Annotated in this window: 13 protein-coding genes; 7 read left to right on the forward strand and 6 right to left on the reverse strand. The window is 59.0% G+C overall.

Features of this window, described 5'->3' with window-relative positions:
• Positions 1-50 precede the first annotated feature (50 nt).
• Positions 51-1751 carry a lysophospholipid acyltransferase family protein gene (locus tag DAI21_RS22010; protein WP_107704174.1) on the forward strand — a complete coding sequence of 567 codons (1701 nt, stop codon included), beginning with the start codon at positions 51-53 and terminating at the stop codon, positions 1749-1751.
• A 78-nt stretch (positions 1752-1829) separates the two neighbouring features.
• Here DAI21_RS22010 and tauD read toward each other — a convergent pair whose 3' ends face one another.
• The 4 genes from tauD to tauA are packed head-to-tail and all read right to left on the reverse strand — an operon-like array spanning position 1830 to position 5244.
• The gene (gene tauD, locus DAI21_RS22015; protein ID WP_107704175.1) at positions 1830-2681 is read right to left on the reverse strand and encodes a taurine dioxygenase; all 852 of its coding nucleotides are present in this window, start codon (positions 2679-2681) and stop codon (positions 1830-1832) included.
• Positions 2678-3505 (reverse strand): taurine ABC transporter permease TauC, encoded by an 828-nt coding sequence (gene tauC / locus DAI21_RS22020; protein ID WP_107704176.1) that lies wholly within the window; start codon positions 3503-3505, stop codon positions 2678-2680. Before tauC ends, tauD begins: the two co-directional genes overlap by 4 nt.
• Entirely contained in the window at positions 3502-4269 is a 768-nt protein-coding gene (gene tauB / locus DAI21_RS22025) for a taurine ABC transporter ATP-binding subunit (RefSeq protein WP_107704177.1), read from the reverse strand. The genes tauC and tauB overlap by 4 nt, the downstream gene beginning before the upstream one ends.
• A gap of 12 nt (positions 4270-4281) precedes the next feature.
• On the reverse strand, positions 4282-5244 hold the full coding sequence (gene tauA / locus DAI21_RS22030; RefSeq protein ID WP_095280932.1) for a taurine ABC transporter substrate-binding protein: 963 nt from the start codon (positions 5242-5244) through the stop codon (positions 4282-4284).
• 269 nt (positions 5245-5513) lie between these two features.
• Between tauA and DAI21_RS22035 the strand changes: the two genes are divergently transcribed.
• The 6 genes from DAI21_RS22035 (at position 5514) to fbpC (ending at position 13322) form a co-directional block, all read left to right on the forward strand.
• Positions 5514-6143, forward strand: a complete 630-nt coding sequence (locus DAI21_RS22035; protein WP_107704178.1) for a response regulator transcription factor — start codon at positions 5514-5516, stop codon at positions 6141-6143.
• Positions 6143-7684, forward strand: coding sequence for an MASE1 domain-containing protein (locus DAI21_RS22040; protein WP_107704179.1), 1542 nt, complete (start codon positions 6143-6145; stop codon positions 7682-7684). The genes DAI21_RS22035 and DAI21_RS22040 overlap by 1 nt, the downstream gene beginning before the upstream one ends.
• A gap of 85 nt (positions 7685-7769) precedes the next feature.
• Positions 7770-9071, forward strand: coding sequence for an MFS transporter family glucose-6-phosphate receptor UhpC (gene uhpC, locus DAI21_RS22045; RefSeq protein ID WP_107704180.1), 1302 nt, complete (start codon positions 7770-7772; stop codon positions 9069-9071).
• A 12-nt stretch (positions 9072-9083) separates the two neighbouring features.
• Positions 9084-10115 (forward strand): ABC transporter substrate-binding protein, encoded by a 1032-nt coding sequence (locus DAI21_RS22050; RefSeq protein ID WP_100777486.1) that lies wholly within the window; start codon positions 9084-9086, stop codon positions 10113-10115.
• 77 nt (positions 10116-10192) lie between these two features.
• The gene (locus tag DAI21_RS22055; protein ID WP_107704181.1) at positions 10193-12271 is read left to right on the forward strand and encodes an iron ABC transporter permease; all 2079 of its coding nucleotides are present in this window, start codon (positions 10193-10195) and stop codon (positions 12269-12271) included.
• A gap of 4 nt (positions 12272-12275) precedes the next feature.
• Positions 12276-13322, forward strand: coding sequence for a ferric ABC transporter ATP-binding protein (gene fbpC / locus DAI21_RS22060; RefSeq protein ID WP_100777488.1), 1047 nt, complete (start codon positions 12276-12278; stop codon positions 13320-13322).
• Positions 13323-13400: 78 nt separating this feature from the next.
• On the opposite strand, the gene mmuM is transcribed toward fbpC, so the two are convergent.
• Complete coding sequence (gene mmuM, locus DAI21_RS22065) at positions 13401-14333, reverse strand: homocysteine S-methyltransferase (protein ID WP_107704182.1); 933 nt, start codon at positions 14331-14333, stop codon at positions 13401-13403.
• The gene (mmuP, locus tag DAI21_RS22070; RefSeq protein WP_107704183.1) at positions 14320-15720 is read right to left on the reverse strand and encodes an S-methylmethionine permease; all 1401 of its coding nucleotides are present in this window, start codon (positions 15718-15720) and stop codon (positions 14320-14322) included. Before mmuP ends, mmuM begins: the two co-directional genes overlap by 14 nt.
• Positions 15721-15826: the final 106 nt, after the last annotated feature.

The raw sequence follows: 15826 nt of genomic DNA on the forward strand, positions 1-15826 counted from the left end.
ACGACATCGGGTACTTCTACTGTCTCGGCAAGACGACAGGAGAAACCATCATGTTCAGTCTCGATAGCGTTCTTGACGATCTCTGGCCTCAGGCGAAGCCCGCCCCCTGGCAAAAAAGCCTGTTAAAAAAGCTGTTCTACGAAGACGAGTTCCAGCAGTTCGCCGCCCGACACCGCCACCTGAAAGGGCTGGATATGGTGGAGCAGATTCTGGAACATCTGGATATTCTCTGCACTCTCTGCGCACGCGACCTCGAACAGATCCCCGAATACGGCCCGCTGATTATTATTGCCAATCACCCCACCGGCACGCTGGATGGTCTGGCGCTGCTGTATGCGGTTTCCCGCGTACGTCGCGATGTGAAAGTGGTCACCAACCGAATGCTGACGCACCTCGAACCCCTCAACTCGCTGTTTATCCCGGTGGACAACATGGGCGGAAAAACGGCGAAATCGTCGCTAGTGCAGATGGAAAACCACCTGCAAAACGCAGGTGTGCTGATCTTTTTCCCGGCAGGCGAAGTCTCACGCCCGACCCGCAAGGGTATCCGCGATAAAAAGTGGCATTCTGGCTTCATCAAACTGGCCAGCAAACTGCGCGCGCCGCTGCTGCCCGTTCATATTCAGGCACATAACAGTTTGCTGTTTTATGCCTCCACGCTGGTCTCACCGACGCTTTCGCTGCTGCTGTTAATGCAGCAGATGTTCCGCCGCCGCCACAGCACCTTACCGATAAAAATCGGCCAGCAGATTGCCTGGAGCCACTGGTCCAGTTCAACCCTTTCACCCCGTGACATGGCCGAGCAATGCCGCCAGCACGTGATGCGTCTTGGCAAGGGATTGCCGGGGAGGTTCAAAACCCAGTGCGCTATCGCCCGCCCGGAAGATCGGGCCACGCTAAAACGCGAGCTGGCGCTGGCTGAATGCCTCGGTAAAACCGCCGATGGCAAAGGGATTTATCTCTGGCAACGCGACGGACAAGAGGACGCGCCCCTGCTGCGCGAACTGGGGCGTTTACGTGAGATCGCTTTTCGCGCCGTGGACGAGGGCAGCGGTAAGCGTCGCGACACCGACAGCTACGACGATGATTATCTGCATCTGATCCTGTGGGATGACGAAGAGCTGGAAATTGTCGGCGCCTACCGCTTTATCCCCACCGCAAAACAGCTTGCGCATCATGGGCTTGACGGTCTGTACAGCTACAGCCTGTTTCACTACGACGACAAAATGCAGGACGTGCTGGAGCACGGCATCGAGCTTGGCCGCAGCTTTATTCAGCCGCGCTACTGGGGCCGCCGTGGACTGGACTATCTATGGTCAGGGATTGGGGCTTATCTGGCGCGTTACCCGCAATATCGCTATCTGTTCGGCCCGGTGTCCATCTCCGGTGGGCTGCCTCCCGCCGCACGGGATCTGCTGGTGGCGTTTTACCGTCTGTGGTTCCCGGCCAGTCACCCGTTGGCCGCCTCCCGCCAGCCCTACCCGGCATCATTGCCTGATGTACTGGCGCAGTTTGGTGGCGTGAATTACGTCGAGGATTTAACAAAGCTCAAGTCGCTGCTCGGGAATCTGGGCTGCGGTATTCCCCCGCTCTACAAACAGTATTCCGAACTGTGCGAGCCAGGCGGCGTGCAGTTTATCGATTTCGGCAGCGATCCGGCGTTCAACAACTGTGTGGATGGGCTGGTGCTGGTGGATTTATGCTATCTGAAGGCGAACCGGTATCAGCGGTATATTGAGGCCCATCTTTAACGCTTTTGCCGGGTGGCGGCCTTCCTCTACCCGGCCTGTAAAACGCAGGGCAGGAAAGCGTTGCGCTACCCGGTACCATTACGACGCGCGATAAAACGGCTTATCGCCCAATATCGTCGCCCGCTGCATTATCCTGCGCTGCGGCAGATAATCAGCATTGGCGTAATGCTGCGTCACGCGGTTATCCCAGATCGCCAGATCGTTTTGCTGCCAGCGCCAGCGCACCTGGAACTCCGGCTTCGTCACATGTGCAAACAGGAACCCTAACAGCGCCTCGCTCTCTTTCTCGCTCAGATCCACAATTCGGGTGGTAAAGCCTTCGTTCACAAACAGCGCCTGCTTGCCCGTGACCGGATGCGTGCGCACCACCGGATGCAGCAGCGGCGGATGTTTTGCGACCGCCTCCTGCCAGCGCTGATGCTCCTCTTCCGTTTTGCGGTACTTATATTCCTGGAACGATTTCTTGAAATCGTGCTCCGCCCGCAAACCGCTCAGCAGCTGTTTCAGCGGCGCCGACAGCGCCTCGAAGGCGGCAATCCCGCTGGTCCATAAAGTATCGCCCCCGGTTTCCGGCAGCAGCTTGGCCGCCAGAATCGCCCCGGCGGGCGGCGTTTCGATAAACGTGACGTCTGTGTGCCAGTTGTCGTTATCCGGCGGATTATCGTTATGGGTATCCAGCACGATAATTTCTTCCACCCCTTCCGCGTGCGGATAGACCGGGTGAATATGGAGATCGCCAAAACGGAGTGCCAGAGTGCGCTGCTGCTGCGGCGTCACCGCCTGCTCGCGCAGAAAGACCACCTGATGGCGCAGCACCGCGTGGTACAACTGCTCAAACTGGTTATCACTCAGGGGGCGCGTCACGTCGAGGCCCGAAATCTGCGCGCCGATATAAGGTCCCAGCGGGGTAATGGTCAGACGTTCACTCATTGTATCTCTCCATGCCAGGGCGTCAGGCGACGCTGTAACGCGCGCAGCCCCAGTTCTAAACTAAAGGCAATCACGGCAATGACCGCGATCCCTGCCAGCACCACATCCGTCGCCAGAAATTCGCCTGCCGACTGCACCATAAAGCCAAGCCCGCGCGTTGCGGCAATCAACTCTGCCGCCACCAGCGTCGACCAGCCCACGCCTAAACCAATGCGCAAGCCGGTTAAAATCTCCGGCAGCGCGCCGGGTAAAATCACAAACCACAGCACCTGTGCGCGACTGGCTCCCAGAGACTGCGCCGCGCGGATCCGCACCTGCTGGGCGCTCTTCACCCCCGCCAGCGCCGACATGGCGACGGGGGCAAAAATGGCCAGATAGATCAGCAGGATCTTTGAGGTCTCACCGATACCAAACCAGATCACCATCAGCGGCAGATAGGCCAGCGGCGGCACCGGCCGATAAAGCTCAATCAGCGGATCGAGGATCCCGCGTACGGTCGGGCTTAGCCCCATCGCAATCCCCACCGGAATACCGACGGTCACCGCCGCCAGCAACGCCACCAGAATGCGCCCCAGGCTCGCCGCCAGATGCTGCCATAAGGTCGCATCCATAAAGCCTTGCGGACCGGCGATGGAGACCAATTTCGTCAACACCTGACCCGGCGGGGGCAGAAACAGTGGGCTAACCCACTGCTGCGCCGCCACCGCCCACCATATCGCCAGCAACACCAGCAAGGTGCCTGCGCTCAGGGTGATCTGACGTGAAAACGGCCAGCGGAGGGTGAAACGTTTTCCGGCCCGTTTTTCGCTAAAAACAATGCTCATGAGAACGCCTCCCGCTGCTCAAATACACGGCTCAACACGTATTCGCGCTGAGCAATAAAGTGCGGATCGGATTTGATGCTGCGCACCGGTTCCCCTGCCACGTAGCGGCGGGCAAAGTCCAGCGGCAGGCGCTCCAGCACGCGGCCCGGTCCCGATGACAGCAGCACCAGTTCGGTGGCCATAAACACCGCCTCTTCGATATCATGCGTAATCAGCAGCACCTGCTTACCCGTTTCGTGCCACAGGCGCAGCAGCAGGGTTTGCATCTGCTCGCGGGTGAAAGCATCCAGCGCGCCAAAAGGCTCATCCAACAGCAACAGCTGCGGATTGGCTGCCAGCGCACGGGCAATACCGACTCGCTGCCGTTGTCCGCCCGAGAGCTGCCAGATAAAGCGTTTTTCCGCCCCTTCCAGCCCCACTTTTTTCAGCATCTGGCGCGCCGTCTCAAGACGCCCGGCACGCTCGGCTCCCGCTAATTGCAGACCGAAGGCCACGTTCTCCTGCACGTTGCGCCAGGGCAGAAGCCCTTCGCTCTGAAAGACCACGCCGCGCTCGGCGCCGGGGCCTTCCACACGTTTACCTTCCAGGTGAATGGTGCCGTGCTGATACGGAACAAACCCGGCGATCAGATTGAGCAGCGTGGTTTTCCCGCAGCCGGATGGCCCAAGCACCACCAGCAGCTCACCGCTATCCAGCGTCAGATTGATATCGTCCAGCGCAGGTTTCCCGCCGTAGCTGGCGGACAGGTTTGTAATTTGCAGCATCACGGCCTCCCGTTACTTCACAAAACGATCGGTCACGAACTGGCTGTAATCCGCCGCCACCGCAGGCACTTTGCCCTGCTCTTTGAGGAACCCGGCGGTATCGACAATCGCTTTATTCACCGGCCCGGACAGCTGCTGCACCTGTTGCGCAGGCGTCAGATAGGTGTTGCCCTTCACCAGCCCCGGCACGTCGGATTCAGGCACTCCGCTCAGGCGCGAGAGTTTTTCCAGATTGGCAGGCTGTTTCAGCCACTCATCCGGATTTTCGATATAGGGCTGTTGGGCGTCGATGGCACTTTTGGCGAAGGCTTTCACCACCTCAGGATGTTTCTCGGCGAAATCCTTGCGCACCACCCAGACGTCCAGGGTCGGCGCGCCCCACTGACCCACTTTTTCCGAGTCGGTCAGCACGGTACCGTCTTTTTCCAGTTCGTTGACTGCCGGTGCCCAGACATAGGCCCCGTCAATATCCCCGCGCTGCCATGCGGCGATAATTGCCGGCGGCTGCAGGTTCAGAATCTGCACCTGACCCGGCTTGATCCCCCAGTGTTTCAGGGCCGCCAGCAGGCTGTAGTGGGTGGTTGAGATAAACGGCACCGCGATGCGTTTACCGATCAGATCTTCGGGCTTAGTGATATTTTTCTTCACCACCAGCGCTTCGGAATTGCCGAGCTGCGAGGCCAAAAGAAACACTTCAATCGGCACCTGCTGGCTGGCCGCCACGGCGAGCGGGCTTGAGCCGAGATTACCGATCTGCACATCACCCGACGCCAGCGCCCGCACGATGCTCGCGCCGCTGTCGAACTTGCGCCAGTCGACCTTTGCCCCACTCTCTTTGGCGAAGGTGTTGTCCGCCTGCGCGACTTTCGCCGGTTCAGCGGAGGTTTGATACGCGACGGTCACATCGACCGCCTGCGCCTGAAATGCCCACAGCGCCAGTGCGCCGAGTAATGTTATACGCGATGAAATTGCCATAATGTCTGTTCCCCTCTCTTGTTATGGGAGCAGTATTTCTGGCGCGGGAATTTTGATAAAGGAATAAAAAAGAATCTGTAATTCCTAACAGTTTTTAGAAAAAAAGTGGCAAAGGATAGTGAATTTCGTGCAGATAGCATTCCGTCTGCACTGGCCGCCCGACGTCTTTATTGCAATTTTGTTACATTCATTCCATATCCGTGCGCACACGATTGCCAGCCGGGTGGCGACAGGCATCATAGAGCCAGTATTCAGCCAGGGTAGATGAAATGATCAAAGTGGTGCTGGTGGATGACCATGTGGTAGTGCGGTCGGGTTTTGCGCAGCTGTTAAATCTGGAGGACGACCTGGTGGTCGAAGGCCAGTACAGCAGTGCGGCTGACGCCTGGTCGGCGTTGACCCACAGCGAGATTGACGTCGCGGTGCTGGATGTCGCCATGCCCGATGAAAACGGGCTTAGCCTGCTCAAGCGCCTGCGCCAGCAGCGCCCGACGTTTCGCGCCATCATTTTGAGCATCTATGACACACCCGCTTTCGTGCAAAGCGCGCTCGACGCCGGAGCCAGCGGGTATCTCACCAAGCGCTGCGGCCCGGAAGAGCTGGTGCAGGCGGTGCGCTCCGTCGGCATGGGCGGCCACTATCTCTGCGCCGACGCGGTCAAAGCCCTGCGTGGCGGCCAGCCGGTGCCGAAAGTGCTCGATGTCCTCACCCCGCGTGAGCGGGAGGTGTTCGACCTGCTGGTAAAAGGCGAAAGCGTCAAGGCCATCGCCTTTACCCTCGAGTTGAGCCATAAGACGGTTCACGTCCACCGCGCCAACGTGCTGGGAAAATTGCAGTGCAGCAGCACCATTGAGCTGGTGCATTTCGCTCTCGACAATCAGCTGCTGACGGGCCACTAATGCGGCGCTCCCTGCGGCACATTGTTCTCTCCCTGTTTATTATGCTGGCCTGGGGAACCGGCTGGCTGATGCTGTGGACGCTCAGTTTTTATCTCACCCACAACGGCCAGCAGGCGGTGCTTTTTCTGCCGCAGGGCGTCTATCTGGCGCTGCTGATCCTCCTGTCGCGCCGTTTCTGGCCCGCCGTGGTATTGCCGACGCTCGCCGCCATTCTCTGGCTGCACAGTGAGCAATTACTGACAAGCTATCTGATGCTGGCCGCGCCGCCCCTCGGGCTACTCAGTGCTTACGCGCTGCAACGCTACTGGCACCGTTTTCCCCTGTACTGGCAGCGGCTGTCGCTGCTGATTGCGGCGGTGAGCGTCAACGCGCTGCTGCAAACCCTGTGTCTCGCACCGTTTCTGCAAAGCCCCGCCACGCTCCTGGGGCTGGCCTCTTTTACCGGCGGCGTGCTGCTGACACCGTTCGTCTATCTGGTGTTTGAGTTTTTACGCCAGCAGCATCGCTACCATCTTCTCGGGCTGGACACGACCAATCCGCCCCTGCGCACGTCGCTGATCATCTGGTGCAGCCTGTTTTTCATCATCGGGATCGGCACTCAGATGGTGCTCTCCCCCGCCCTGGAACGCCTGCTGCTGATTGTGGTGTTCCTGCCAAACGTGGTGATGGCGTGGAAATTTGGCTGGCAGGGCGGCGTGCTCTCCGGTCTGCTCGGCAGCATGATGATCACCATTGCCCGTCAGGTGGGCGTGGGGTTTACGGACCTGCTGGAACTGGAGATTTTTCTCGCCACCCAGTCCCTGCTGGGCATCGGGCTGGGGATCGCCATCAGCCGTCAGCAGCAATTGGCACTGAATCTCGATCACTATCGCCGCAGGCTCGAAGCGGAGCTGCAGGCCCGTCGGGCGCTGACTGAAAAACTGATCCACACGGAAGAAGATACCCGCAAGCATCTGGCGCGCGAGCTGCACGACGAAATCGGCCAGAACATCACGGCGATTCAGATCCAGTCCCAGTTAGTCAAACGCGCGGGAGATACCCCCCTGGCGGTGGAAGCCGCCGGGCAGATCAACGAGCTGGCGCGACGCATCCACCATTCGACCCGCCAGCTGTTGCGCCAGCTGCGTCCGCCGGTGCTGGATGAACTCTCGCTTCAGGAGGCGCTGCACCATCTGGTGAACGAATTCGCCTTCGCCGAGCGCGGCATCGACTGCCGTTTTGACTGGCAGCTGGCCGCGCCGCCGCAAAACGAAACCCTGGTCTTTACCCTTTATCGCCTGTTGCAGGAGTTGCTGAATAACGTCAGCAAACACGCAGACGCCAGCGAAGTGCGGATCGTCTTGCGCCAGCACCATGGCCGCCTGTTGCTGGAGGTCACGGACAACGGCAGCGGAATTGCACCGGACAATGCGCCCGGCTTTGGTATTCAGGGCATGCGCGAGCGCGTACACGCCCTGGGCGGTGAATTTACCCTTGAGTCGCAGGGCGGCACGCGCGTAATTGTTAACCTGCCCACAATTTTGCAACAAACACCGCACTAACCAGGAAAAAGTCTTAGTCACTCCAGACTTTCTCTCATCCCTTTTGCCTTGCACTTCCCTACAGTCAGCTCAAACGGAGAACGCCATGCACGCACTGTCTGCTGAACAGATTTCTCAACGCTATCGGGCCCTGCGCCCACGCTTGTTGCTGTGCATGGTGGTGGGCTACGCGGCGTTTTACCTGACGCGTAAAAGCGTCAATTACGTTCTGCCCGCCCTGCAGATGGATTTAGGGCTGAGTAAAAGCGATATCGGGCTTATCGGATCGCTGTTTTATCTGAGCTACGGTCTGTCGAAATTTGCCGCCGGACTGTGGCATGACCGCCACGGACAGCGGGCGTTTATGGGGATCGGCCTGCTGGCCACCGGCGTGCTGAACGTGCTGTTCACCTTCAGCGATTCGTTTGGCCTGCTGCTCTTCATCTGGACGATGAATGGATTCTTTCAGGGATGGGGCTGGCCGCCCTGCGCGCGCCTGCTCACTCACTGGTATTCGCGCAACGAGCGCGGCTTCTGGTGGGGATGCTGGAATACCTCCATCAACATCGGTGGGGCGATTATTCCGCTGATATGTGCCTTTGCCGCCCATCTCTGGGGCTGGCAGGCGGCGATGCTGACACCGGGGATTATCAGCATTGTGCTCGGCATTTGGCTGACCACGCAACTGCGGGGGACACCGCAGGAAGAGGGTCTGCCAACGGTCGGGGAGTGGCGCAACGATCCGCTGGAGCTGCGCCAGGAGCAGCAAAGTCCGCCGATGGGTTTGTGGCAGATGTTACGCACCACCATGCTGCAAAACCCGATGATCTGGCTGCTCGGCGCCTCCTATGTGCTGGTCTATTTGATCCGCATCGCGCTGAACGACTGGGGGAACATCTGGCTTTCGGAAAGCCACGGCGTCAATCTGCTCAGCGCCAACGCGACGGTGATGCTGTTTGAGGTCGGCGGTTTGCTCGGCGCGCTGTTCGCCGGATGGGGCTCGGATCTTCTGTTCAGCGGGCAACGTGCGCCGATGATTTTGCTCTTCACGCTGGGCCTGATGGTTTCTGTCGCCGCACTGTGGCTGGCGCCGGTTCACCACTACGCCCTGCTGGCGATCTGTTTTTTTGCGGTCGGATTTTTTGTCTTTGGGCCGCAAATGCTGATTGGTCTTGCCGCCGTCGAATGCGGACACAAGCAGGCGGCAGGCTCAATAACCGGTTTTCTCGGCGTCTTTGCCTATCTGGGGGCGTCGCTTGCCGGATGGCCGCTGTCACTGGTTATTGAACATTACGGCTGGTCGGGGATGTTCAGTTTGCTCTCCATCGCCGCCGTACTGATGGGTTTATTACTGATGCCGCTGCTGATGTCGGGCATCACCGCTTCTCGCAGTCACATAACGTCTTAAAAGGGCTGAATAATGAAAACAACGCTTCTCTCTACCCTCATTGCTTCCGGGATCGCGCTGGCTACCTTGACCGGTGCCGCACAGGCCAAAGGTCGTCTGGTGGTCTATTGCAGCGCCACTAACGAAATGTGCGAAGTCGAAACAAAAGCGTTCGGCGATAAGTACGACGTCAAAACCTCGTTTATCCGCAACGGCTCCGGCAGTACGCTGGCGAAAGTCGATGCCGAGAAGAAAAACCCACAGGCAGACGTCTGGTACGGCGGCACGCTGGACCCTCAGTCTCAGGCCGGTGAAATGGGGCTGCTGCAGCCATACAAATCAAAAAATCTTGAGCAGATCATGGAGAAATTCCGCGATCCCGCCAAGGTCAAAGGCAACCTCTCCTCTGCCGTTTACGTCGGTATTCTGGGCTTTGGCGTCAACACCCAGCGCCTGAAAGAGAAAAACCTGCCGGTACCGAAGTGCTGGAAAGATCTGACCAAACCGGAATACAAAGGCGAGATCCAGATCGCCGATCCGCAAAGCTCCGGCACCGCCTATACCGCGCTGGCAACCTTCGTGCAGCTGTGGGGCGAAGATCAGGCGTTTGACTACCTGAAACAGCTCAACGGCAATGTCTCCCAGTACACCAAATCCGGCATCGCCCCGGCGCGTAACGCCGCGCGCGGTGAAACGGCCATCGGCATTGGTTTCCTGCACGACTACTCGCTGGAAAAAGAACAGGGCGCACCGCTGGAGCTGATTTCACCGTGCGAAGGCACCGGGTATGAGATTGGCGGCGTCAGCATTCTGAAAGGCGCGCGTAACGAAGAGAACGCGAAGCTGTTCGTGGACTGGGTGCTGTCAAAAGAGGCGCAGGAGCTGGCGTGGAAGAAAGGCAAATCCTACCAAATCCTGACCAACACTACCGCCGAGACGTCGCCGAACTCCCTGAAACTCGACGATCTGAAGCTGATTAGCTACGACATGGACAAGTACGGCTCAACGGATGTGCGCAAAGCGCTGATCAACAAATGGGTCAGCGACGTGAAGATGGGTAAATAAGCCCGCGATAAGTGGTCAATGCCGGGTGGCGTCTGCGCGTGACCCGGCCAACATTTTCCTCAACACCCGGAAAACTTATGTCACACACACTGGCTCTTCATCCCATCAAAAAACGGGATGCGGTATTCCTGTGGGTTTTAGTCGGCTGGCTGGCGTTTGCGCTGCTGCCGAGCTGGAGCCTCGATTACGGCCTGCTGGAGTCGACGCGCGAGGAAATTCTCGACGCCTACAGCTGGTCCCATTTCAATATCAGCTGGCTGTGGTATCTGCTGCCAAGCCTGCTGCTGGTGCGGCCGTTTAACGAAGCGAAGCGCGAGCAGCGCAGCCGCCACTATCTCGACGCCGGTTGGGCGCTGCTGTGCATGGCCTTTATCGTCGTCAGCGCTACGGTGGAAGGACGCGGATTAGGCTTCGCCACCATTGTGCTGTTCGTTGCTCTCGGCGCGATTATGACCCTGGCGCTGACGCGTCTGGAGTGGCTGGGCGGCGACCGCTTTGTGATTGGCTCGCTGATCACCATTGTGGCCCTGATCGGCATCTTTATCGTCTGGCCGAGCATCGCGATTTTCATTCCGATGTTCACCAACGACGCCGGGGAGTTCGCCCCGCTGGCCTTTATGAATGTGCTGTCCCAGGCGCACATCGTGCAGGTGATTATCAACTCCGTGCTGCTGTCGATTGCGGTCGGTATCGGCTGTACTTTCTTCGGGCTGGTGCTGGCGATCTACACCACCCGCATCGCGAAACGCAGCGCCATCATTGGCCGCATCTTCTCGATCCTGCCGATCGTCACCCCGCCGTTTGTGGTGGGTTTAGGCGTGACGCTGATGATGGGCCGCTCCGGCTACATCACCGAGCTGATGGTCGACTGGTTCGGCCTGACCAACACCAACTGGCTGTACGGTTTCACCGGTATCTGGCTGGCGCAGGTGCTGGCGTTTACCCCGATGGCTTTTATGATCCTCGACGGCGCGATCAAAACCATTCATCCCTCGCTGGAAGAGGCTTCCTATACGCTGCGCGCCAGCCGCTGGCAGACCTTTAACGGCGTCTTCGTGCCGCTGCTGAAACCGGCGCTCGCCAACGCGTTTTTGATCGTCATCGTCCAGTCGCTGGCCGACTTCAGTAACCCGCTGGTGCTCGGCGGTAACTTCGACGTATTAGCCACCCAAATCTACTTCTACATCACCGGCTCGCAGCTCGATTATCAGGCCGCCAGCACCCTCGGCGCGTTCCTGCTGGTCTTCTCCCTGTTGGTGTTCTGCATTCAGTATATGTGGATCGGCAAGCGCTCGTACGTCACGGTCTCCGGCAAATCCTACCGTGGCGACGTGCAGCCCCTGCCGGTGACGCTGGTGTGGAGCGTGGTCGCCCTGCTGACGGTGTGGATCGCCTTTAACGCCCTGCTTTACGGCAGCATTTTCTACGGCAGCTTTACGGTCAACTGGGGCGTGGATTACACCCTGACGCTGGATAACTTTATCAAGCTGTTCGGCCAGGGCATGAGCGACGGCGCATGGCCTTCACTGCTCGATACCCTGCTCTACGCCGGGATCGCCGCGCCGATCACCGCCGGTTTTGGTCTGCTGATCGCCTGGGTCGTCGTGCGCCAGCAGTTCAAAGGCAAAAAGACCATCGAATTCACCACCATGCTGTGCTTCGCTGTGCCGGGTACGGTGGCGGGTGTGTCGTACATTCTGGCCTTTAACAGCGCCCCGGTTTACCTCACCGGCACCGCGGCGATTGTGATTATTTCGATGGTGATGCGTAACGTGCCGGTCGGCATTCGCGCCGGGATTGCGGGCTTAGGGCAAATCGACAAATCGCTCGATGAGGCCTCTCTTAGCCTGCGCGCGGGCTCCCTGCGCACCATCACCCACATTCTGCTGCCGCTGTTGCGCCCGGCGATTCTGTCGGCGCTGATCTACAGCTTCGTGCGTGCCATTACTACCGTCAGCGCCATTGTGTTCCTCGTCACGCCAGACACCCGCGTGGCCACGGCCTACATTTTGAACCGCGTGGAAGACGGCGAATACGGCGTGGCGATTGCCTACGGCTCAATCCTGATTGTGGTCATGCTGGCGATCATTTTCCTATTTGACTGGCTGATCGGTGAGGCGCGTACCTCCCGTTCCAAAGCTAAAAACCAGGCGTAAAACTATGACTCAGAAACATTTCGTTGAACTGCGCAATGTCACCAAGCGCTTCGGGAATAATACCGTTATCGAGAACATCAACCTGGCGATCCCGCAGGGACAGATGGTGACGCTCCTCGGCCCGTCCGGCTGTGGGAAAACCACCGTCCTGCGCCTGGTCGCCGGGCTGGAAAAGCCGACTGAAGGGCAGATTCTGATTGATGGCGAGGATGTGACTCATCGCTCCATCCAGCAGCGTGATATCTGCATGGTGTTCCAGTCTTACGCCTTGTTTCCGCATATGTCGCTGGGGGAGAACGTCGGCTACGGCCTGAAAATGCTCGGCGTGTCGCGCGCGGAAACCAAAGCCCGGGTGAAAGAGGCGCTGGCGATGGTCGATCTGGAAGGGTTTGAAGATCGCTATGTCGATCAGATCTCCGGCGGCCAGCAGCAGCGCGTGGCCCTCGCGCGCGCGCTGATCCTCAAACCGAAAGTGCTGCTGTTTGATGAGCCGCTGAGTAACCTCGACGCCAACCTGCGCCGCAGTATGCGCGACAAAATTCGCGAGCTGCAAAAGCAGTTCAATATCACGTCACTCTACGTGACGCACGATCAGAGCGAGGCGTTTGCGGTGTCGGACACGGTGCTGGTGATGAACAAAGGCAATATTATGCAGATCGGTTCGCCGCAGGATCTCTATCGCCAGCCCGCGTCGCGTTTTATGGCGAGCTTTATGGGCGACGCAAACCTGTTCCCGGCCCGCTTTAGCGACGATTACGTGGAGATCCACGGCTATCGTCTGCCGCGCCCGATGCACTTTGCGCGTGAAGGTTCCGGCTCCGTCGGCGTGCGCCCGGAAGCCATCACCCTGAGCGAACGCGGAGACGACAGCCAGCGCTGTACTATTCGTCACGTCGCCTACATGGGGCCGCAGTACGAGGTAATTGTGGAGTGGCACGGGCAGGAGATTTTGCTGCAGGTTAACGCCACGCGTCTGCAGCCCAACGAAGGTGACCATTACTACCTGGAGATCCACCCGTACGGCATGTTTGTGCTGGCAGACGCGGCGTGAGTTTGCCCGGCGGCGTTACGCGTGCCGGGCCTGCGGGTTTTACAGGCCGGGTCAGGCGAAGCCGCCACCCGGCGATACTTAGCGCAGAGCCTTAAGCTCAGCAATATCCTTCGGCGTGGTGCGACAGCACCCGCCAATCAGCTTTGCCCCTGCCGCAATCCACTGCGGCAGATACCCCGCCAGCGTTTCACAGGCTTCGCCGTGATGGTGCCAGGTTTTGCTCACCGCGTCGTAGTGCTCACCGGAATTCGGATAGACAACCAGCGGCAGATCCGTCAGCGCGTGCAGATACTGAAGCGCCGCCGTGGTGTTTTCCAGCGCAATACAGTTTATCCCCAGCGCCACAATCTGCGGATTATCCGCCAGCGCAGCCACTACCTCTCGCAGCGGTGTGCCGTCACTCAGATGCTCGCTGTCGCGCAGGGTAAACGAGAACCACGCTTTCGCGCGGGGATAGCTTTCCAGCAGCGCCGCCAGCGCGGTGATCTCCGCAAAAGAGGGGAGCGTTTCGCAGGCCAGCAGATCGGCCCCCGCATCCAGCAGGGCTTCCACCCGCGAACGGTGAAAATCGGTAAACGCCGCAGCACTTCGGACGTAATCCCCGCGATATTCTGAGCCGTCCGCCAGAAACGCGCCGTAAGGCCCCACGGAACCGGCCACCAGCAGCGTGCCCGCCTGCGGGTTTTCCGCCAGACAGGCTTCACGCGCCTTGCGCGCCAGCTCCACGCTTTTGCCGATCAGCGCACGGGATTGCGCTTCATCGTAGCCGCGTGCGGCAAACCCTTCTGCCGTCGCCTGATAGCTGGCGGTAATCGCCACCTGCGCGCCGGCGCGGAAATAATCGAGATGCACTTCGCGGATCAGCTCCGGGTTCTCCACCAGCACTTTGGCGGACCACAGGCTGTCGGCAAGGTGACAACCGCGCGCTTCCAGTTCCGTCGCCATCGCTCCGTCCAGCACGATAAAGGGCTGTGTTTCTAGGAGGGCGGTAAGCGGATTATTCTGCGACATGTTCAGGCTCCTGGGTTTTTGAGGTTTGAGTCAGGTAGTAGGCACCATAACACAGGGCGACAAACGGCAGCCCGCAGTACAGGGCAATACGCTGGGTCGGATCAAACGCCAGCCCGACGCAGGCCACCAGGCACAGCACAAAGCCCAGCACCGGAACCAGCGGATACCACGGCGCGCGATACTGCAGATCGCCCAGCGCTTTCCCGGCCTGAAGATGGCGACGGCGGAACATAAAGTGCGACGCACAGATGCTGATCCACACCGCCACCACCGCAAAACCTGAAATAGCCGAGAGCGCGACAAACACCGTATCCGGCGCGATGACGCTGGAGAACAGCGCCAGAACGCCACCCAGCATACTCACGGAGATTGCCGTCAGCGGGACGCCGTTTTTATTGACCTGAGCAAAGCAGCGCGGCAGCGTTTTTTCATTGGAGAGCGACCACAACATGCGCCCCGACGCATACAGCCCGGAGTTCGCCGCCGAGAGGATCGCCGTCAGGATAACGAAGTTAAAAATATCCGCCGCATAGGGAATGCCGACTTTCTCGAACACCAGCACGAACGGACTTTTTTCAACGCCAGCCTGCTGCATCGGGATCAGCGCCGCCAGCACAAACACGGTGCCGATAAAAAAAATGATTAACCGCGCGATAGTGGTGCGGATCGCCACCGGAATCACTTTATGCGGGTTCTGCGTTTCGCCCGCCGCGATACCGATAAGCTCCGTCCCTGAAAAGGCAAAGTTGACCGCCACCATCGTCATCAGGATCGGCAGACCGCCATGCGGGAACCAACCTTCTGCGGTGATATTCGTCAGCCCCGGCGCGGGTGAGCCGTCCTGCATCGGGATAAAACCAAAAATAGCCGCCCCGCCCAGAATAATAAAGGCGATGATGGTGATCACTTTGACCAGCGAGAACCAGAATTCCCCTTCAGCGAAAAAGCGCGTGGAGATGACGTTGAGGGCAAAAATGACGGCGCAGAAGACCACGCACCAGATCCATACCGGAACCTGCGGGAACCAGTACTGCATACAGAATCCTGCGGCGGTAAAGCTCGAACCGAGGGCGACCGTCCAGGTGAGCCAGTAGAGCCACGCCACCGTATACCCTGTCGCCGGGCCGAGGTAGCGCGCCGCATAAACGTGAAACGCGCCGGTTTCCGGCATCGCCACGGAGAGTTCCCCCAGGCACTGCATTACCAGCCATACCACCAGCGCGCCGATGAGATACGCCAGCAGCGTCCCGGCCGCACCGGTGGTGGAAATGATGTAACCCGTATTGAAAAACAACCCTGTTCCAATCACGCCACCCAGCGAAAGCATAATCAGGTGGCGGGTTTTCATGGTGCGCTTTAGCTGCCCATTTTCTTGTTCTGTTTGCATATTACCTTCTAAACGTATGGACATCTAAACATCCAAAGAAGGTTTGTTATACCGTGATTGTTAACAAAAAGCTAGCCATGAACCAGCCGCAGCCGGGCGCGGCGCG

This window comes from Lelliottia sp. WB101 (assembly GCF_003051885.1).
GTDB lineage: Bacteria > Pseudomonadota > Gammaproteobacteria > Enterobacterales > Enterobacteriaceae > Enterobacter > Enterobacter nimipressuralis.